This window comes from Enterococcus sp. 12C11_DIV0727, assembly GCF_002148425.2.
Lineage (GTDB): Bacteria > Bacillota > Bacilli > Lactobacillales > Enterococcaceae > Enterococcus_L > Enterococcus_L lemimoniae.
The window spans coordinates 340,557-360,277 of record NZ_CP147248.1; the positions used below are offsets into that span (position 1 = coordinate 340,557).

Consider the following 19,721-nt stretch of genomic DNA (forward strand, 5'->3'; position numbering starts at 1 on the left):
GGATTTAAGGTTTGTTTAAGGTAAGTGAACTAAAGTGATAGATGTTATCGAGCTGTTAAATAAGGAGGATTTATATGGATTTTATGAAACGGGCTTTACTTAGTATGAAAGCTAAAAAAGGAAGGACTTTATTGCTGTGCGCTGTTTTTTCAGCTATTTTGATTTTTGTTTTAGCAGGTTTAACGATTCAAAGTGCCGCGTTGAGCGCAACAGAGAATGCTAAAAAAAGTGTTGGCGCAACGGTTACACTTTCAGCAAATCGAGAAGCTGCGATGAAAAAAAGTGAAGGGGATGGTAGTAAAGAAAAACCTGATCCAAGTAGTTTTAGTTTAACACCTGTTTCATTGGCTGATGCACAAAAAATCGCAGAGTTAAAGAACGTTAAATCGTATTCCTTTTTATCGTCCTCATCTGCTGGAGCAGGTGAGGGGATCACCCCTATTTCAAACGAAGCAGAAGATGAAACAATAACTGATGGTACGAATGCTGATCAGGCAGATGCTGGAATAGGAGAAAAAACTCAAGAAGATGGCCGAATGGGAGGCGGTCCAATGGAGAATATGAGCCAAAGTGACTTTCAAGTTAGAGGAGTCATGAATTTATCGATGTTAAGTGATTTTTCTGAGGGGGTAGCTGAGCTAATAGATGGTGAAACGATTAGTGAAACGGATGAAGAAACGAACAATGTTGTTATCGAACAGAGTTTAGCTGAGGCAAACGAGTTAAAAGTGGGCAGCACCTTTAAAATCACAGATCCACAAGAAAGTACGAAAACGTATGAATTAAAAGTCAAAGGGATCTATAAAACTTCTGAAAACGGCGATAGTATGGGAATGATGTTTAATTTTTTAAATCCAGCTAATACATTATATACCTCTTATACATTGGCCAACACATTAAAAGGTGACGATGCCAAGGACACAATTGATTCTGCATCTTATACCCTGAACGATCCAAAGCAAATGGACGCGTTTACCGAATCTGCCGAAAAATTGATTGACACAGAAAGCTTTAGCTTACAAACAAATGATCAAGCCTACCAACAAATGTTACAACCGTTAAACAATGTGTCCAGTTTTGCCAAAAATATTGTGATCCTAGTTGCAATTGCAGGAATCATTATTTTAACATTGATCGTGATGATGACGATCAGAGAACGACGGTATGAAATTGGTGTATTATTATCACTTGGAGAGTCTCGTTTTAAAGTTATTTTACAATTTTTTAGCGAAATTATTTTCTGTATGTTTTTTGCATTAGTGATTGCAACATTTAGCGGAAATATTGTTGGTAATGTCGTAGGGGAGCAGTTGATTAGTCAGCAGACAGAAGATGTTCAACAACCTAGTAATGAGCAGGGGCAGCCAACTAAAATGGGTGCCGGAGAGAATCAAGGTCCAGGAAGACCAGATCAAGGTGGTATAAATGGAATTGGAGCCAGCTCAAAAGAATCAGCTGAAGCAATCAAGGAGCTTAATATCTCAGTTCAGCCAAAAGAAATTGCTCTGTTAACTGTATTAGGACTATTGATCAGTTTCTTTTCAATTGTGCTATCATCAGTTGGAATTTTATGGTTGCAACCTAAAAAAATATTAACCACATAGAAAAGAGGAAATTGGATGTTACAAACACAGGACGTTGGATATTGGTATAAAAATGAACAGGAATCTCTTTATAAAAATGTTAATTTGGAATTTAAGCGAGGCAATATGTATGCCATTTTAGGAGCAAGCGGTTCGGGTAAAACAACATTTCTCTCGTTGATTGCAGGTTTAGATGTTCCTAAAGCAGGAGCTGTTTTGTATAACGGTGAATCTTTGGCTAAAATTGGACTCAGAAATTATCGTAAAAATGATGTATCGATCATTTTCCAAGCATATAACTTATTACCCTACATGTCTGCGCTGGATAATGTACTGACAGCTATGGCAATTTCAAGTTCAAAACAAGCAGATAAAAAGGCGTTTGCATTAGAAAGCTTAGCAAATGTAGGAATCGATGAAACACTAGCAAATAAAAACGTAACACAGCTTTCTGGTGGACAGCAGCAACGTGTTGCTATTGTCAGAGCGCTATGTTGTGATCATGAATTGATTGTAGCAGATGAACCCACAGGAAATTTAGATGAAAAAAACTCGAAGGATATTGTTCAACTATTTCAAAAAGTAGCTCATGAGCAGAAAAAATGTATTATTATCGTGACCCATGAACAAGGGATAGCTAAAGTATGTGATAAAGTTTATGAATTGAAAAATCAAGCATTTGCATTAATCACGTGAACAAAAAAACTAAGATGCTTAAAAAGCTAGCATCTTAGTTTTTTTGTTGCTTACTATCAGAAAATTGGTCTAAATACTCTAGCTGTTGTTTTAATTGTCTAGTTTCATTCAGTAAAGAAAGACCAATCGTTGTATCTTTAACTTGTAGTCTTTTTACTTGGCGATCAACAATTTGTCGAGTAGAAATAATATCATCATTGTTTTTGATGGCTGTTTCTTTATCTGAAAATGATTTGTGAGCAGCTAGTTGCATACCGAAAGAATTGTACAAAAGAGTATAGCCAGCTATACCTGTTACTTTCTGATAAGCACGAGAAAAGCCGCCATCGATCACAATCATTTTGCCATCAGCCTTGATTGGGGACTCGCCTTTGATCAATTTGACTGGTGTATGTCCATTGATGATATGGCCATCTAGCTGATCAAGCTCAAAAGATTTTAAAATTTTCTGGCAAATTTCAGCGTTGTTCCTCAATTTATAATACGCATTTTTAGTTTCTACGTGGGCATTACTTTCTTCAATAAAGTAGCGTTCAAATGTTTTCATAGCATTTTTACCAAAAAGAGAGGAACTTTCGCCACACCAAAGATACCAAACAACGTCGGTTGAAAAATCATCTGTTTGCCAGGGTTGATCAAAGGCTTTTCTAATGTTCATTTCAAAAAAATCGAATAACTCTTTGCCTGAGTAGTTTTTGCCGTTAAATGTCACAGACTGAAATGAGCCATCTTCATTAAGAGGAACACAACCATGAATCAATAAATTGTGATTATAAGAAAGATAGAGAGAGCCTTTTTCTAATAAGAACTCCATATGTTGCTTCAATTTTGATGAATGTTGAAATTGCGTCATCAAATCATCTATAACAAACTGTTCTTCTTCGGTTAGTCGATAAGGAGTGAGTGGGTCAATCAGCTGAAAGCATGAATTGATCAGTTGATAGGATTGACCACTAATCACAATTTGATTCCCTTGAATTTTTTCTAGTAATAATCTTGGCTGCATGTTAAATTCCGGTCGTCTGCTTATGATTTGGCCTTCTAGTTTTTCTTGAATGATCGCCATCGCTTGTTGAATTTTCATTGCATCTATCTTTTCAGTCGTTGTAAGTTGCCGATAAGGATTTTGCTTTGGCTTAAAATGCATATTTTCTTGATACGTTTTGCGACTGAAGGATTTTAAGCGATGCAAATCAATTTCGTAGGCTTCTTCCAAGAGATCAAGGTTCCCATAACGAGCGCAAATTCGCAGGACATTTGCCAAACAAGCTTTTGAACCACTGACCGCTCCTAACCAAATAATGTCGTGATTTCCCCATTGGATGTCAAGCGAATGATACGTCATCAAAGAATCCATGATTTTATCAGGATGAGGTCCACGATCATAAATATCACCAATTACATGAAGATGATCGATCACAAAACGTTGCGTTAAATAGGCTAAATCAGCGATAAACCGTTCCGCTTCGTTCAGTTCGATAATTTTTTTGATGATTTGCCGATAATAGGCTTTTTTATTGGTTGTTTCATCATATTGATAAATCAATTCCTCTAATATATAGGCATATGTTTTAGGTAAGGCTTTACGAACTTTAGAGCGAGTATATTTGCTTGATGAAAAGCGGACAATCACCAATAAATGTTCGATTGTTTCATACCACCACTGTTGCGTTAATTCTTGCTGTCGTTTTAAAGAGTGAATTTTTTCTTCAGGGTAATAAATCAAAAAGCATAGTTCATCCATTTGTTCAGCAGAAAGTTCTTGGTTAAAAAGAGTATGAACTTTATCACGGATACTTCCTGAACCATTTCGTAAAATATGATTAAACGCATCAAACTCACCGTGAAGATCACTGATAAAATGTTCAGTTCCTTTTGGTAAATTTAAAATCGCTTCTAAATTAATTATTTCGGCAATCAACTCATTCGATTGTCTGTTACTCATCTAGAGGACTCCTGACTATTGGTTTTGGGCTAAATCTTCAATAATAGTTGTTGTTTCTTCAATGGATTTTTTATCAACGTTGATTACTAGTGCATTGTATTTTTCAAAAACACTATTGGCATAATCTAATTCTTCTTGAATGCGATCGGCATTTGTATAAGCAGAATCTTCTTTTAAACCTAATGAATGCAGTCGTGATTTACGAATGTCCATCAAACTGTCAATACTAGTGGTCAAACCAATAATTTTTTTCGGGTCGATTTGATCTAATTCGGCAGGTAAAGAAACCTCAGGAATCAACGGTAAGTTGGCGACTTTATGATTGCGATTAGCCATATACATACTTAAAGGGGTCTTTGAAGTACGGGAAACGCCTAATAACACATAATCAGCTTCTAAAAAGCCTTTCGAATCTTTTCCGTCATCGTATCTTACAGCAAATTCAATTGCAGAAACACGACTGAAATATTGTTCATTTAACTTGTGGATGGCACCTGGTTCTTGTAATGGTTGAACACCAAACGTTCCTTCAACGATTTCACTTAAGGGGCTCATGTAGTCGACATATTGTAAGCCAGTTCTATTGGCAAAGTCTTTCACTAAGTTTACTAGTTTCTTATTCACTAACGTTGTAACAACAACAGCTTTATCATGTAAAGCATCTCTCAAAATTGGTTGCAGTAATTCTTCGTCTGTAATAAATGGGAAGCGCTGGATATCACTCATATCAATACTTGGGTATTGAGCTGAGACGGCTGAAATGATTTTTTGAGCGGTTTCACCGACTGAATCTGATACTAAATAAATTTTGATTTTGTCTTTTTGCATGATACACTCTCCTAATTTTTAAAGGTTTATTTTTTTGAAGATCAATAATTCTCTTTTTCAATATCATTACCGGCATTTATAAAATAAGACATGATCCTAGTCTTAGTTACTTTCCCAATCACTTTTTTCGGCTGATCGTTCTCAACGACAGGTATTGTGTCAATACTATGCTGCATCAATAATCCACCTGCCTCTAAAATGGTGCGGTCGCGCGTAATCGTGATGATGTTGGGCATCCGACTCATGATCATAGCAACAGGCGTTTTTTCTGTATTTGGGTTACTGATTGCTGCTCGTAATAAGTCTTTTCGTGATAAGACACCATTTAATTCATCATTATCATCTTTTACATAGAGTGAACCGACATCATACATAAATAAATTAGTAACGGCATCATAAACCGTTGTACTTTGATGAATCAGAATAGGTGGGAGCATGATATCTTCGACTGTTTTTTTATACAGTTTTTCGTAGAGCAATGGTTCAATGGTTTGGCCTGTATAAAAATAGCCGACTTTTGGTCTTGCATCAAGCAAACCAGTCATCGTCAAAATAGCTAAATCGCTGCGCAAGGTTGCCCGACTTAACCCTAATGTTTTAGCGATACTATCACCGCTGATTGGTTCATTTTCCTTGACGATTTTGATGATCTCTAATTGTCTTGAGGTAAGTTTCATTTTATCGACCTACTTTCTAAATGTGACACACTATTTATTATATATTTCTTATAAAAATAAAGCAACACTAAAAAAAAGTTACACTAATTCTTCTTGACATACAATGTGATACACAATATAATCGTAAATAAGTTAATGTGATACACTATTTAAAAACAAGAAGGAGAGTTTGCTCGTGAACTATGTGATTGATTTTTCTGAAGGAAGTAAAGAACAAAGTGATTTATTAGGTGGTAAAGGGAGCAATTTAGCGGAGATGACAAAGCTGAAGCTGCCAGTACCAACAGGTTTTACAATCACAACAGAGGCCTGTTTGGATTACTTAAAACAGAAAGAACAGATGTCAGATGAACTAAATTTAGAAATTCGACAACACATTGAGAGTATGGAAAAAAGAACGAAGAAGCGCTTAGGTGATGCTGTTGATCCATTATTGGTTTCAGTTCGAAGTGGTTCAAAATTTTCAATGCCGGGTATGATGGATACGATATTAAATCTTGGCTTGAATGACGAAACCGTTCTTGGCTTGACACAAAAAACTGGGGATGCTCGTTTTTCTTATGATTGTTATAGACGGCTTTTACAAATGTTTGGGGATGTTGTTTGCGGTATTGACAAAAATCGATTTGAAGAGCAGTTGGATTTTTATAAATCAAAGAAAGGTTACCAATCAGATATAGAGGTGCAAGCTGAAGATTGGCAGGAATTGGTAGCGGTTTATAAAAACATTTTTCTTGAAGTAACTCATCAAGCTTTTCCTCAAGATCCCTATGAGCAGTTACAATTAGCGGTCGAGGCAGTCTTTCGTTCGTGGAATAATCGTCGAGCAATCACTTACCGCCGTTTGCACGATATCAGTGATTCTTTAGGAACCGCAGTTAATATTCAAGAAATGGTTTTTGGTAATTTTGGCTTGGATAGTGGAACAGGGGTAGCGTTCACTAGAAATCCGGCGACAGGTGAAAAGGGGATTTTTGGAGAATTTTTATTAAATGCTCAAGGAGAAGACGTTGTAGCAGGTATCCGAACACCGCAACCCATCAGTAAACTAGAATCATTGATGCCAGAAGTCTATCAGGAATTTTTAACGTTGAGTCATTTATTAGAGCGTCATTACAAAGATATGCAAGATATTGAATTTACGATTGAAAATCGTCAGCTGTATCTTTTACAAACTAGAAATGGAAAGAGAACCGCTAAATCAGCTTTCAAAGTGTGTATTCAGTTAGTTGAAGAGGGGATTATTTCTAAAGCGGAGGCAATTCAACGCATTAATCCAACGATGGTCACTCAATTACTCCATCCTGTATTTGAACCTGATCAATTAAAGAATGCGGAAGTTTTTGCCACAGGATTACCAGCAAGTCCAGGGGCTGCGAGTGGAAACATCTACTTCACGGCAGAACGTGCAAAACAAGCAAGTGAACAGGGAGAAAAAGTTATTTTGATTCGACAAGAAACATCGCCAGAAGATATTGAGGGGATGGTGGTCAGTGAGGCAATCGTGACCTCTAGAGGCGGTATGACCTCTCATGCGGCGGTAGTGGCTCGCGGAATGGGTGTGTGTTGTGTTGCAGGTTGTGAAGAGATTTATGTAGATGAATTTTTAGAACAGGCCACAGCAGGAGGTGTTACCTTAAATCAAGGAGACGTTATTTCTGTAGATGGGACAACAGGGACGATTTACAGAGGTGATATCCCTTATGTTGAAGGCGATGAGTGGCAACTGCTAGAAACAATCACAAACTGGGCCAAAGAAGAAGCGACTATCGGCGTCAAAGCCAATGCTGAAACACCTGCTGACATCAAAACTGCTTTGAAATTAGGGGCAGAAGGAATTGGTTTGGCACGGACAGAACATATGTTTTTCGGTGAAGAGCGAATCTTTGAAATGCGTAAAATGATTCTTGCTGAAAGTGAGGGTGCTTTAATGGCGCCTTTGAATCAGCTAAAAGAATTCCAAAAAGAAGATTTTAGAACAATGTTTACGTTATTGAATGGAAAAGCTTGTACGATTCGTTTACTGGATCCGCCTCTGCATGAGTTTTTACCGCAAACAGAAGCTGAAATAACCCATTTAGCGAATGCGACGCAACGAACTGTAGGGGAAATAAAGCACCGCATAGACGAGCTTCATGAACAAAATCCAATGCTAGGACATCGAGGCTGTCGTTTAGCTGTTACGACCCCTCAGATTTACGAAATGCAAGTAGCCGCCATTATAGAAAGTGCATTAGAGGTTGCTCAAAAAGAAAAAAGCCTCACGATCATACCAGAAATCATGATTCCTCTCATTGGTAGTCAAGAGGAAATGGGCTGGTTACGAGAGCGTTTAGATCAAACGATTCAAACTATTTTTTTAGAAAAAAATCAAGTGATTTCATATAAAATCGGGACAATGTTAGAGATTCCTAGAGCTTGTTTAACTGCTGAAAAAATCGCTGAAGTTGCTGACTTTTTCAGTTTTGGTACGAATGATTTAACTCAGTTGACTTATGGTTTTTCACGTGATGACTCGGGCAAATTTATTGGTGCTTATCAACAAAAACAATTGTTAAAAGAAGATCCATTTCAGCATATCGATGAAGAAGGAGTTGGGGCTTTGATGAAGATCGCGGTAGATAAAATCAAGCATTTTGATCCGACGATTAAAATCGGCGTGTGCGGTGAAGTTGGCGGCGATCCTCAATCGATTCGTTTTCTGAAAAAAATTGGTGTGGATTATATTTCATGCTCTCCTTATCGAGTTCCGGCAGCGATTTTAACGATTGCGCAAGAAAAATAAAATCAAACATTAGACTAGAATAAGAGGTTGGGATAGAAGCGTTTGACTCCGAGAAGTAAGAAGGAGTTGCTTCTGTTCCAACCTTTTTTAGGATTCTAAGTGCCTTTTTGTTTTATTAGTCTGCTTTTTTTCCGGCAAATGGTATAATTTAGTAGAAGTTATTTGGGAAAGAAGTGAAGTAGATGAATTTGCGCTGGAAATGGCTCGTTTCATTTGGGCTGCTTGTTTTATGTTTAATGTTGATTGGTCATTTGTTTATTAAACAGGAAAATGGCTTTTTTGTAGAACATTCGTCAAAAAAACAAGCGTTTACTAGTTCAGAATCAAAATGCAAAGAGACGATTAATCAATTGATCGAAGACGCTCATTTTCAAGGAACAGCGCTGATTATCCATCAAGGACAGATTTTTTATCAACAAAGTTACGGATATGCTGTTGCCCAAACCAAAGTTCCCAATAAAAATGATAGCCTTTATCCAATTGCTTCTTTGCAAAAGATCATTACGGGGTCACTTATTCTAGAATTAGTGAGAGAGGACCAACTTACACTGGAGACCACATTAGATCACTTCTATCCTGAAATCGATCTTAGCGAGACGATCACGATCCAACAGTTACTTAATCATAACTCTGGCATTTTGATGGAAGAAAAAGAGCCAGAACAACTTTTGGCAGATCAAGATCGCCAATTGAGAAATGCGTTGAATACCTTATCTACAACATCGAATAAGGAATTTTTGTATACAAATGGAAATTACACTTTATTGGCAGGAATTATTTCTAAACTTACTGGACAAACCTATGAAGAGGTTGTCCAAAAAAGAGTGATCAATAAATTAGCATTGAGACACACTTATTTTTGGGACCAAGTACCCAAAGATGAACCACTACCAAAGCCCTATTTTTATATGGGACAGGACTATCAGGCTGATCCATTTCCAGCAAGTGAGAAACTTTTTTCAAGTTTGTTAGGAGCTGGGAATTTATATATGTCAACGGAAGATTTCTGGGTGTTTATTCAAAGTTTGGCTAATGGTCAACTTTTTGAGCAAAAGGAATACGCGCAACTTGCAAGTGTTGAGCAAAATGGATACCAAGCTGGGCTATTTTATTTTGATGATTTAAAATACTCTGAAGGGAATTTAGGTGGGTATGATACCGTGATCTATGGCGATCAAAAAAATCAAAATCTGGCAATTCTTTTTGCAAATCAACCAGCATATAATGGGATGAACGAATTAAGTGAAACAATATACCAGACGCTATTGGACTTTAGCTAAACAAGCTTGTCACAGTTACTGTAAAATATTGTGAAAATCATGAAAAATAGATAGGAAGTTTTTCATTTTTGTGCTATTATTTTTAATAAATCAATCGAAGAAGGTGAAGAGATGCCACTATTATTTGGAACAGCAACATTTAATGAACAAGATCATTTAACGATCGGAGGCTGTGACGTTGTAGGTCTAACCGAGAAATACGGAACTCCTTTATTTGTTTATGACGTTGCGCATATCCGAGAGCGTGCTCGAGGATTTAAACAAACATTCAACTCTTTAGGAGTAAGAAATAAGGTTATCTATGCAAGCAAGGCATTTTGTTGTTTAGCTATGTATCAGCTTTTAGAAGAGGAAGAACTTGGCTGCGATGTTGTTTCTGCTGGAGAAATCTATACAGCGATCAAAGGCGGTATGTCCCCTGAAAATATTGAGTTTCATGGTAATAATAAGACGAAAGAAGAATTGTTATACGCTGTAGAGCAAGGTGTAGGAACGATCATTATTGATAATTTTTACGAAATCGACTTATTGAGTACCATTTTGAAAGAAACTGGGAAGCAGCAAAATGTGATGTTCCGAATCACACCAGGTGTTGATGCAGAAACCCATGAGTACATTTTAACCGGGCAAGTAGATTCAAAATTTGGGTTCGATGTCAACAGTGGTCAAGCGACAGAGGCGTTAGTAAAAATCTTAGCGGATGAGCATTTGATTTTAAAAGGTGCCCACTGTCATATTGGTTCACAGATTTTTTCAGCTGAAGGCTTTTTAGCTGCTGTAGAAAAAATGATGCTAATTTTAAATCAATGGAAGCAAAAATTTGATTATACTGTAGAGATTTTAAATATGGGTGGCGGTTTTGGTGTGCAATATACTGAAGCAGATGATCCATTAGAACCAGAAGCGTTTGTCAAAGCGATTGTGAATGCAGTAAAAGGGCAATGTGAATTATTGAATTACTCATTTCCAGAAATCTGGATTGAACCAGGCCGTAGTATTATTGCCGAAGCAGGTACAACGGTTTACACAGTTGGTTCGCAAAAAGTGATTCCTGATGTACGTCATTATGTGTCAGTTGATGGCGGAATGGGAGATAATATTCGTCCTGCTTTATACGATGCGCTTTATGATGGTTTTTTAGCCAATCGAATTAGTACGGAAACACCAGAAACGGTAAGAGTGGTTGGGAAATATTGTGAGTCCGGTGATATCTTGATCAAAGAAATCGAATTACCGCCGATGGCAGCCGAAGATTTATTTGCTATGACTAGCACAGGTGCCTATGGTTATTCAATGGCAAACAATTATAACCGTAATTTAAAGCCAGCTGTTATTTTTGTTGAAAATGGACAGGACAAGTTGGTTATTCGCCGCGAAACATATGAAGATTTAATTTCTCTGGATTGTGAATAGAAAAATGGTTGGGGCGGAAGAGGTTACTTTTGTTTCTACCATTTATTAAGATTGCAGGCGGCTGGGTTGTAACTCGCAGAGTTATGGCCCAGTCTTTTTTGTATTTGAGTGCATTCGTACTTTTTTTCTGAAATAAGAGTATAATGAGAGTAGATAAAAAATTTGTTAGAATTGAGGTGTCGTGTTTGAAGTGGGTTCTGTTCGTTTTGGTTATTATAGTGATTTTGGTTATTGTAATTTCGGTCTATGCGGCTAATTTTTTCTTGAATGTCGCACTTTTTAGAAACAATAAATGGTATGACGAGACAGGTCATAAAATGATGAATCCAGATAATTTTAATAAAGGGAAGTCACAGTATGATCTGATCGAGGAGCAACAAATTCAACAAGGTGATGCGTTTTGGCAATTAGCATTTGCGCAAGATCATTGGCTTAAAACAGGAGGAGAAAAATTATATAGTCGTTTGATCATCCCGCATCCTGAAAGTAAAAAATGGGTAATTTGTGTTCATGGCTATCGCTCGTTTGGCAAGCGTGATATGGCATTTGTCGCTTCAAAATTTTCTGAACAAGGATACAATATCCTCGTGCCTGATTTGAAGGCGCATGGAAAAAGTACTGGAAATGTGATTGGAATGGGCTGGCTGGATCGTTTGGATTTATTAAAATGGATCCAAGAGGTCCTCGTGATTGAACCCGCAGCAGAAATTATTTTGTTTGGCGGTTCAATGGGCGCGGCGACGGTGATGATGACAAGTGGAGAAAACTTACCGGAAAACATTAAAGGATTTGTTGTAGATTGCGGTTATTCCTCTGTTTACAATGAATTTGGGGCTATGCTGCGTTCAGCATTTAAGTTGCCAGCCTTTCCGATTTTGACGATTGCGAATGCTTTAGCTAAAAAGAAAGTGGGCTATTCGTTGAAAGATGCGTCTTCAGTTCGTCAATTAGAAAAAAATGAGTTGCCAACTTTATTCATCCATGGGACAGGGGACAAATTTGTGCCGCACCAAATGCTATACGAAAATATGGAAGCGACGAATGGTGTTAAAGAAAGTTTGATTGTTGAAAAAGCCCCGCATTTGTCTTCATTTATTTATGAACCAGAACATTATTTTGAGACTGTTTTTGAATTCATTCATCGCTATTGTTAGGAAGGGGAAATTGTATGGACGCAAAAAATAAACAACAGAAATTAAGCTTGGGAATTTTATTGATTTTAATTGCTGCAGCACTCAGTAGTTTAGGTCAGCTAGCTTGGAAATTTGGGGCAGATGGCACAGGCAGTTATGCTATTTTACTTTATCTTATTGGGTTTATAGCGGCAGGAGCTGGGATGTTTTTCATGATGGCAGCTTTTCGTTATGGGGAAGTGTCGATTTTACAACCAATGATGAGTTTGGGTTTTGCATTATCGATTGTTTTGGGGGCATTGTTTTTAGATGAAAGTATTACTTGGTATAAGTTAATAGGAACAGGCTTCATTATTGCAGGTTCGATTCTTTTGGGGATTGAAGGAAATGAGGAAAGCGTATGATCAATTATGCTGCGATCTTAACGATCCTGATTATTACGACTTTTTCGGGCAGTGCAGGAGCATTGGCTTTGAAAAAAGGAATGAATGATCTACCTCAACTAACCTTAAAACGAGTCGTGACGAATGGTTGGATTTACTTAGGTTCCTTTTTATATATTTTAAGTGCTGTAACGAATATCACATTATTAAAATTTTTGGACTATTCGATTGCCTTTCCTATGACATCTTTGACTTATGTTTGGACAGTTATTATCAGTTATTTTATTTTTAAGGAAAAGCTGACTTTTCGCAAAGTACTAGCCGTTATTTTGATCATCGTTGGTGTGTTTATTATTAGTCAGTAAGAGCTGTTTGGTGGTAAGCTAAACCATTTAGTTGTGAGATGAAACTATAAACAACAGGAGGTGTTACTATGTCTACTAAAAGCAAAGGAATCGATAAAATCAAATTACTACAGGCGGTAACAACGATCGTGACAGGAATCATTATGTTGAATGCAGTTTTGAAAGCAGCCAAAAAATAAAAAGATATATGGAAAGCTTTACTGTGATTGTTCTTTGAAGAGCAATTGCAGTAAAGCTTTTTTTCGTAATAAAGTTGGGAGAATATTGAAGGTTTGTCTTAGCTAGAATCTTATATACTTAAAAAAATAGTGAAGATAAAGGAGGGGAAATAATGAGTAAAAAACTTAGGGTGGCACTATTTTTTGTTGTGATGGTGGTGCTATTGTCAGGATGCGTGATTGTGCGAATGTAGGGAGGGAAAAGATGAAAAAAATGTTGGTACTATCGGTTTTGCTCTTATTTCTATTATCAGGTTGCAAGATTGAAAATAAAAGTCCTCAAAGTGCTCGAGATGATAATTACGGAGTGAATCAAGGTAGCAATTATAGCTGCGAAAGTAGCGGTGATGCTCAAACTATCGGGACTTCATTGGCAAGAACGGGTAATGGCGACGATGTAATTACTAATTTAGCTTTTAAAAAAGGACCTGTAGTCATTACGCTAACTTATAATGGAACGGCAAAATTCACCGTTAAATTATTGGATAGTGATGGAGAAATCATAGCAATATTGGTTGATAGAACTGGCAGTTACACAGGGAAGGTGGTTGTTCAAATTCCTAAGGATGCTGATAACTATATCGTATCAGTTATTTCAGAAGGAGCGTGGCAAGTAGCAACTACAAAAGCAGATAAGAAGTGGGATAATTAGCATAAAAGCTTTCAGATTACTATCACAATGATAGCAACCTGAAAGCTTTCTAACTGTTCGTAATCAAAATAGTAAATAAAAAACTAGCGAATACCCAAAGCAATCCGAGCGTAACGAGACATTTTATCCGTTGTCCAAGCTGGATACCAGACCAGTTTTACTTCTGGATTTTTTACTTCTGGGATTTCTTTCAGCGCTTCATGGATTTGATCCGTTAAAATGTCAGCTAGTGGGCAACCCATAGTTGTTAGTGTCATTTTGATAACCGTATCACCATTTTGCGCGAAGTCTACTTCATAAATCAATCCTAAATTCACAATATCGATTCCAAGCTCAGGGTCAATTACTGTCTCCAGAGCAGTTAGAATCTCTTCTTTGATATCTTCAATCTCTTCAGCAGACCATTCTTGATTTGTTTCAGTCATTGTATCTACTCCTTTATAGTTCGTTCTTCCCATATAATACCTTTTTTTAAATGCTTTGTAAATGAGAATCTTTTTCAATTAAATGCGATTAGCACACGAATTACTCAGTGAAAAGAAAGCCAGAACTAAAATTGCAAAGTAAAGAGCATCAACTCGTTTTCAGTAGCATTTATAATGTTATGTTGAGTGAACGCTTCTAAAAATATTGCGTCTCCTTCGTGTAAGATAAGCACTTCATCTTGAAGTTCGATCGTTGCTTCGCCTTTGATCACGTAATTGATTTCACAAAGATTATGAGCAATTTTTCTTCCGCTAGAAGAGGACTGTGCATCAATATAAATTTTTGAAATCACCATGTTGTTCGTATGTACGGGTAAATTAAACAAGGTATCATAATATGTAGAATTTGTTTGCCAAGGGTTGTAAATCGTACCTGAAGAGTTGCGAATAACTTTATAGCCATGAGCTGATGTTTCTTCGTCTTGGATAACTTGAGGAGCTTCATTTGCTAAAAGAGAAGCTACCGTGACATCAAGTGCATCGGCAATTTTTCGTAAAGCTTCTAGAGAGGGGCGATTAGTGCCACGTTCGATTTGCGATAAGAAGCTTGCAGAATAACCTGTTTTCTCACCAAGTTCTGTTAAAGTAATCTTTTTTTCTTTTCTTAAACTCTTAATTTTTCTAAATTCCATCTACAGCCGTCCTTTGTCTAAATTCCTTTTTTCATTCATATTATCTCGAATTCGTTACAAAATTACAAGCACTTGAATTTTAATGAATAAAAACACATCATAATCTCATTATTATGTTGACATTTTCATATACTAAACTTAAAATTGTAACCAATAATTCAAATTTAACAATCAAATTTAATTCAAAATTAAAAAAAGAGAGGTTATTAGTTCTTGTAGCATGATTTAATTTCAAAATGAAAAGAGTAGAAGATGCACTGAAAATGAGTAAAAAATTAAAAGAAATACTATTGGGGGAAATAAATTGAAAATAACAAAAATTAATGTAGCACCCAAAGCTGTAAAACTAAAAGAGCCAATCACCATTTCATTGGGAACGATCGAACACTCGATGAGTGCAATTGTTGAAATTGAAACAGACGAAGGCACTATTGGTTACGGTGAAGGCTCTCCTGGGATTCTGATCACGGGTGAGACCTTGAAGGGGACAACTGAATGTATTCAATTATTTGAAAGACAATTGCTAGGTGTGGATCCATTAGATTTGGAGAAAGTTCACAGCATTATGAATTCTGTTGCGGCACAAGCTCCCTCAGCCAAAACAGCGATCGATATTGCATGTTATGATTTGTTTGGGAAAAAGGCTAACCTTCCAGTGTATAAACTTCTAGGCGGTTTTGCTTCTTCTGTTCAAACAGATATGACGATTGGGATCGATACACCTGAAATAATGGCTGAAAAAGCAAAATTAGCTATTTCACAGGGATTTGATACGTTAAAAATAAAAGTTGGGACAGGGTTTGTATCCGATATTGCCAGAATCAAAACTATCAGGGAAGTAGTTGGCAGTCAAATCAAACTACGATTAGATGCCAATCAAGGTTGGAACCCTAAAGAAGCTGTAAATACAATCAATCATTTAGCCCAATTTGATATTGAGTTAGTTGAACAACCGGTCGCTTATCATGATATCGAAGGGTTGACATTTGTTACAAATCACGTGATGACGCCGATCATGTCAGATGAAAGCTGTTTTAATTCTAAAGACGCCTTGCGTTTGATCAAAGCACGTGCAGTCGATTTTGTGAATATCAAGCTAATGAAATGCGGAGGAATCCATGAAGCATTGAAAATCAATAGCATTTGTGAAGCGGCAGGCATTGAGTGTATGATTGGATGTATGGTAGAAGAAACGAATATCGGAGTGACAGCGGCCGCTCATTTAGCTGCTGCAACTAAAAATATTACCAGAGCTGATTTAGATGCAACGTTCGGGTTGAATGAAGTGGCAATTCCCGGAGGCGTTGGTTTGGAAGCGACTAGTTTGATTTCATTATCAAACAAAGCTGGCTTAGGTTTGAGCAAATAAGAAAGGTGAGTGTCAAATGTATTATGATCTAAAATATATGAGTGTACCGTTACCAGAAGATGTCATTAAATTGAAAAATTATGGTGATTTTGATGGTGCAGGAAAGTTGATAGCCTATCTATTAACGAGTGAATTACCTGAGTCGCTTAGAAAACGCTTGGAGATTGAACAAGACATCATCCGTATTGTTGGCATTGATGAATATCCATTTGACTTTACAGAAGCAACCAACATGATGAAAGAAACGTTTCAGGCATACGACGAGCAAGAACTGACTCATTTAAAAGAAACTGGAAAAGTAGATTGGCTTTATATCAATGGAAAAGTCCATTTTCAGCGTCGCTTTTTAATGAATTTAATCAAGACACAGGCTGATTATGAAGCGAGATTGATTGTTAAAGAAGATAACGAAGTTGATCGTTTACGCAAGCAAGAGCTGACAGAAAATGTTCAGTGGATGAAAACAAAAGCCAGCAGAAAAGTCAAAATCCATTTAAAAACTAGCATTCAGGTAAAAAAAGAATACGAACGTCCAGGTGAAAAGGTGAAAGTTTATCTACCGTTACCAAAAGAATGTAAACAAACGTCAGACATTCAAATCTTGAAAACGACACCTGAAGCAACTTTTATTGCACCAGAACATGAAGTACAGCGAACAGTCTATTTTGAGACGATTCTTGAAGAAGGTCAAATTTTTTCAGTTGAATACAGTTATATCAGCCAAGTTGATTATGTCGAATTAGATCCAGAAAAAGCTACTGAGGTGCAGCCGGAATTTGAACTAAATGAACAATTGCCTCATATTCGATTTACACCCTATCTGGAGCAACTGTTAGCTGAAATTTTAGCAGGTGAAACAAACCCAATTAAAAAGGCTCGCAAAATCTATAATTTTATTACAACCAAAGTCAATTACTCTTTTATGCGAGAATATTTTACGATCGAGAATATCTCAGAGTATGCTGCAGTCAATTTAAAAGGGGATTGCGGCGTTCAAGCCATTTTGTTCATTACGTTATGTCGAATGGCTAAAATCCCGGCAAAATGGCAGTCAGGGCTATATGTGTCACAATACTATACAGGTTGTCACGATTGGACGCAATTTTATGTGGCACCATATGGTTGGGTTTTTGCTGATCTATCATTTGGTGGCGGCGCGCGTAGAAACGGCGATTTAGAGCGTTGGAATTATTACTTTGGTAATCTGGATATATTTAGAATGCCGGCCAATAGTGAGATTCAAATGGATTTTAATCCACCAAAACAGTTTTTACGAGCAGATCCAATTGATAATCAGCGGGGAGAATTTGAATATCAAAACCAAGGTCTTCCTTACGCCTACTTAGAGGTGAAACAAGAACTTGTTTCAATGGAAGAACTTGTGTAATAAATAAAAAAGAGAAGGAAATGGTGGAACGTATGAAAAAAGGGTTAAAACAAGGGGTCACGTTGTTGACAACACTATTACTGCTATCAGCTTGTGGGGGGAATTCAAGTAATAAATCAGCAGATAGTACAGATGATAAAGTTGCAACTGGGCAGAAATCAGCGAAAGTCCTAAATTTGATGGAAGCATCGGAAGTAGGATCAATGGATACGATTTTTACGCAAGATGAGCCAAGTGTCAATGCTCAGTCAAATGTTTTTGAAGGATTATATCAATTAGATGAAAAAGACAATGTGATTCCAGCTGTTGCCAAAGAAATGCCGGAAATTTCTGAGGATGGTAAAACCTATAAAATCAAGTTAAGAGAAGATGCAAAATGGTCAAATGGTGATAAAGTAACAGCGAACGATTTTGTGTTTGCATGGAAGAAGATGGCGGATCCTAAAAATCAAGCCAATTACTTCTTCTTGATGGATGGGACGATTCTAAACGGGACAGAGATCGTAAACGAAGAAAAATCAGCAGATGAACTAGGGGTAAAAGCAATAGATGACTATACACTAGAAATCAAAATGGCAAAACCTGTCACGTATTTCACCTCATTACTAGCATTTTCACCTTTCTTCCCACAAAATGAAAAATTTGTGACTGAAAAAGGCAAAGAATATGGGACTTCCAGCGAGAATATCGTCTCAAACGGGCCATTCTTAATGGAAAATTGGGACCAAGCGTCAATGTCATGGGATTTAGTTGCGAATCCAGAATATTATGATGCAGATAAAGTAAAATCAGAAAAAATTCATTTTGAGGTTTTAAAAGAAACAAACACAGTTTTCAACCTTTATGAATCTGGTGAATTGGATGTAGCGATTTTGACAGGAGACTTTGCCAAACAAAATAAAGACAATCCTGATTATGAAGCAATTCAACGTTCAAAAGTCTATTCATTAAGAATGAACCAAAAGAGAAATGATAAACCATCGATTTTCGCAAATGAAAATGTCCGAAAAGCAGTCGCCTATGCCCTTGACAAGAAAAGCTTAGTGGAAAATATCTTAGCAGATGGTTCAAAAGACATTTATGGATACATTCCTAAAGACTTTGTTGCTAATCCTGAAACAGGAGAAGATTTCCGAAAAGAAGCCGGCGATTTAGTAAAAACAGACGAAAAATTAGCCAATGAATACCTAGAAAAAGCGAAAAAAGAATTAAATGGTGATGTAACCATCGAATTACTTTCTAAAGATGGTGATGGTGATAAGAAAGTAGCAGAATTTATTCAAGGACAATTAGAAAAAACGTTACCTGGTCTAAAAATCAATGTTAAAACAGTTCCTCTTAACAATTCCATCGAACTTATGAAAAAAGGGGACTATGAGCTATCTGTCAGCATGTGGGGGCCAGATTATCAAGATCCAATGACCTTCTTAGAAAGCTCAGTCAGCACGAAAAATAAAACAAGCTATCGTAGTGAAAAATATGATCAATTGATTGATGACGCATCAAATAAATACGCTAATGAACCTGAAAAACGTTGGGAAGCGTTGATTGCCGCTGAAAAAGTGTTGATCGAAGAAGACGTTGCTTTGATTCCTTTATATCAACAAGCCAGAGGGCAGCTTGTTCGTCCAGGTGTTGAAGGAATTGAGTATCATAATTTTGGTGCAACGAGCACATACAAAAATGCTTACATCAAAGAATAAATGAGACGAGCTCTAAAACTTGACTAAAAAAATAGAAATCTTCCAATAGAAACACTTGACCTCAAACAAATTTGCTTGTATTATACTACTTGGGCACCTTTAAGAAGGTCAGAAGTTTACAACGAATTCCAGCTCCCTATTCATTTTGAATAGGGAGCTTTTGTTTTTTATGGCTAGTAAAAAACAA

Annotated in this window: 17 protein-coding genes; 12 read left to right on the forward strand and 5 right to left on the reverse strand. The window is 36.8% G+C overall.

Features of this window, described 5'->3' with window-relative positions; translation table 11 throughout:
• The first annotated feature begins 74 nt into the window (after positions 1-74).
• Positions 75-1,604 carry an ABC transporter permease gene (locus A5866_RS01720; protein WP_086444555.1) on the forward strand — a complete coding sequence of 510 codons (1,530 nt, stop codon included), beginning with the start codon at positions 75-77 and terminating at the stop codon, positions 1,602-1,604.
• A 15-nt stretch (positions 1,605-1,619) separates the two neighbouring features.
• A complete protein-coding gene (locus A5866_RS01725) occupies positions 1,620-2,279 on the forward strand; it encodes an ABC transporter ATP-binding protein (RefSeq protein WP_086444554.1) in 660 nt (219 codons plus the stop codon).
• 34 nt (positions 2,280-2,313) lie between these two features.
• Here the strand turns inward: A5866_RS01725 and A5866_RS01730 are convergent, their stop codons facing one another.
• Genes A5866_RS01730 through A5866_RS01740 form a run of 3 tightly spaced genes read right to left on the reverse strand, consistent with a single transcriptional unit; the run spans position 2,314 to position 5,729 of the window.
• The gene (locus tag A5866_RS01730; protein WP_086444553.1) at positions 2,314-4,224 is read right to left on the reverse strand and encodes a fructose-1,6-bisphosphatase; all 1,911 of its coding nucleotides are present in this window, start codon (positions 4,222-4,224) and stop codon (positions 2,314-2,316) included.
• Positions 4,225-4,239: 15 nt separating this feature from the next.
• A complete protein-coding gene (locus A5866_RS01735) occupies positions 4,240-5,052 on the reverse strand; it encodes a pyruvate, water dikinase regulatory protein (RefSeq protein WP_086281899.1) in 813 nt (270 codons plus the stop codon).
• Positions 5,053-5,093: 41 nt separating this feature from the next.
• On the reverse strand, positions 5,094-5,729 hold the full coding sequence (locus A5866_RS01740) for a helix-turn-helix transcriptional regulator (protein WP_086281898.1): 636 nt from the start codon (positions 5,727-5,729) through the stop codon (positions 5,094-5,096).
• A 175-nt stretch (positions 5,730-5,904) separates the two neighbouring features.
• Here A5866_RS01740 and ppdK point away from each other — a divergent pair, with 175 nt between their 5' ends.
• The 7 genes from ppdK (at position 5,905) to A5866_RS01775 (ending at position 13,958) form a co-directional block, all read left to right on the forward strand.
• Entirely contained in the window at positions 5,905-8,514 is a 2,610-nt protein-coding gene (gene ppdK, locus A5866_RS01745) for a pyruvate, phosphate dikinase (RefSeq protein WP_086444552.1), read from the forward strand.
• 182 nt (positions 8,515-8,696) lie between these two features.
• A complete protein-coding gene (locus tag A5866_RS01750) occupies positions 8,697-9,794 on the forward strand; it encodes a serine hydrolase domain-containing protein (protein WP_086444551.1) in 1,098 nt (365 codons plus the stop codon).
• Positions 9,795-9,905: 111 nt separating this feature from the next.
• A complete protein-coding gene (lysA, locus tag A5866_RS01755; RefSeq protein ID WP_086444550.1) occupies positions 9,906-11,207 on the forward strand; it encodes a diaminopimelate decarboxylase in 1,302 nt (433 codons plus the stop codon).
• A 185-nt stretch (positions 11,208-11,392) separates the two neighbouring features.
• A complete protein-coding gene (locus A5866_RS01760; protein ID WP_086281894.1) occupies positions 11,393-12,361 on the forward strand; it encodes an alpha/beta hydrolase in 969 nt (322 codons plus the stop codon).
• Positions 12,362-12,375: 14 nt separating this feature from the next.
• On the forward strand, positions 12,376-12,744 hold the full coding sequence (locus tag A5866_RS01765; RefSeq protein ID WP_086281893.1) for an EamA family transporter: 369 nt from the start codon (positions 12,376-12,378) through the stop codon (positions 12,742-12,744).
• Complete coding sequence (locus A5866_RS01770) at positions 12,741-13,088, forward strand: EamA family transporter (protein WP_086444549.1); 348 nt, start codon at positions 12,741-12,743, stop codon at positions 13,086-13,088. The genes A5866_RS01765 and A5866_RS01770 overlap by 4 nt, the downstream gene beginning before the upstream one ends.
• A gap of 423 nt (positions 13,089-13,511) precedes the next feature.
• Complete coding sequence (locus tag A5866_RS01775) at positions 13,512-13,958, forward strand: hypothetical protein (RefSeq protein ID WP_086444548.1); 447 nt, start codon at positions 13,512-13,514, stop codon at positions 13,956-13,958.
• An 83-nt stretch (positions 13,959-14,041) separates the two neighbouring features.
• Here A5866_RS01775 and A5866_RS01780 read toward each other — a convergent pair whose 3' ends face one another.
• Entirely contained in the window at positions 14,042-14,383 is a 342-nt protein-coding gene (locus tag A5866_RS01780) for a metal-sulfur cluster assembly factor (RefSeq protein ID WP_086281890.1), read from the reverse strand.
• A gap of 125 nt (positions 14,384-14,508) precedes the next feature.
• Positions 14,509-15,075: a helix-turn-helix domain-containing protein gene (locus A5866_RS01785; protein WP_086444547.1), complete on the reverse strand. Its 567-nt coding sequence runs from the start codon at positions 15,073-15,075 to the stop codon at positions 14,509-14,511.
• Positions 15,076-15,379: 304 nt separating this feature from the next.
• On the opposite strand from A5866_RS01785, the gene A5866_RS01790 reads away from it, so the two are divergent.
• The 3 genes from A5866_RS01790 to A5866_RS01800 are packed head-to-tail and all read left to right on the forward strand — an operon-like array spanning position 15,380 to position 19,534.
• The gene (locus A5866_RS01790) at positions 15,380-16,444 is read left to right on the forward strand and encodes a dipeptide epimerase (protein WP_086444546.1); all 1,065 of its coding nucleotides are present in this window, start codon (positions 15,380-15,382) and stop codon (positions 16,442-16,444) included.
• 16 nt (positions 16,445-16,460) lie between these two features.
• A complete protein-coding gene (locus A5866_RS01795) occupies positions 16,461-17,831 on the forward strand; it encodes a transglutaminase domain-containing protein (protein WP_086444545.1) in 1,371 nt (456 codons plus the stop codon).
• 32 nt (positions 17,832-17,863) lie between these two features.
• Positions 17,864-19,534, forward strand: coding sequence for a peptide ABC transporter substrate-binding protein (locus A5866_RS01800; protein WP_086445526.1), 1,671 nt, complete (start codon positions 17,864-17,866; stop codon positions 19,532-19,534).
• Positions 19,535-19,721: the final 187 nt, after the last annotated feature.

Coding starts and splice junctions, on each gene's coding strand:
- A5866_RS01720 (WP_086444555.1), top strand. CDS start 75: ATGGATTTTATGAAACGGGCTTTACTTAGTATGAAAGCTAAAAAAGGA.
- A5866_RS01725 (WP_086444554.1), top strand. CDS start 1,620: ATGTTACAAACACAGGACGTTGGATATTGGTATAAAAATGAACAGGAA.
- A5866_RS01730 (WP_086444553.1), bottom strand. CDS start 4,224: ATGAGTAACAGACAATCGAATGAGTTGATTGCCGAAATAATTAATTTA.
- A5866_RS01735 (WP_086281899.1), bottom strand. CDS start 5,052: ATGCAAAAAGACAAAATCAAAATTTATTTAGTATCAGATTCAGTCGGT.
- A5866_RS01740 (WP_086281898.1), bottom strand. CDS start 5,729: ATGAAACTTACCTCAAGACAATTAGAGATCATCAAAATCGTCAAGGAA.
- A5866_RS01750 (WP_086444551.1), top strand. CDS start 8,697: ATGAATTTGCGCTGGAAATGGCTCGTTTCATTTGGGCTGCTTGTTTTA.
- lysA (WP_086444550.1), top strand. CDS start 9,906: ATGCCACTATTATTTGGAACAGCAACATTTAATGAACAAGATCATTTA.
- A5866_RS01765 (WP_086281893.1), top strand. CDS start 12,376: ATGGACGCAAAAAATAAACAACAGAAATTAAGCTTGGGAATTTTATTG.
- A5866_RS01770 (WP_086444549.1), top strand. CDS start 12,741: ATGATCAATTATGCTGCGATCTTAACGATCCTGATTATTACGACTTTT.
- A5866_RS01775 (WP_086444548.1), top strand. CDS start 13,512: ATGAAAAAAATGTTGGTACTATCGGTTTTGCTCTTATTTCTATTATCA.
- A5866_RS01780 (WP_086281890.1), bottom strand. CDS start 14,383: ATGACTGAAACAAATCAAGAATGGTCTGCTGAAGAGATTGAAGATATC.
- A5866_RS01785 (WP_086444547.1), bottom strand. CDS start 15,075: ATGGAATTTAGAAAAATTAAGAGTTTAAGAAAAGAAAAAAAGATTACT.
- A5866_RS01795 (WP_086444545.1), top strand. CDS start 16,461: ATGTATTATGATCTAAAATATATGAGTGTACCGTTACCAGAAGATGTC.
- A5866_RS01800 (WP_086445526.1), top strand. CDS start 17,864: ATGAAAAAAGGGTTAAAACAAGGGGTCACGTTGTTGACAACACTATTA.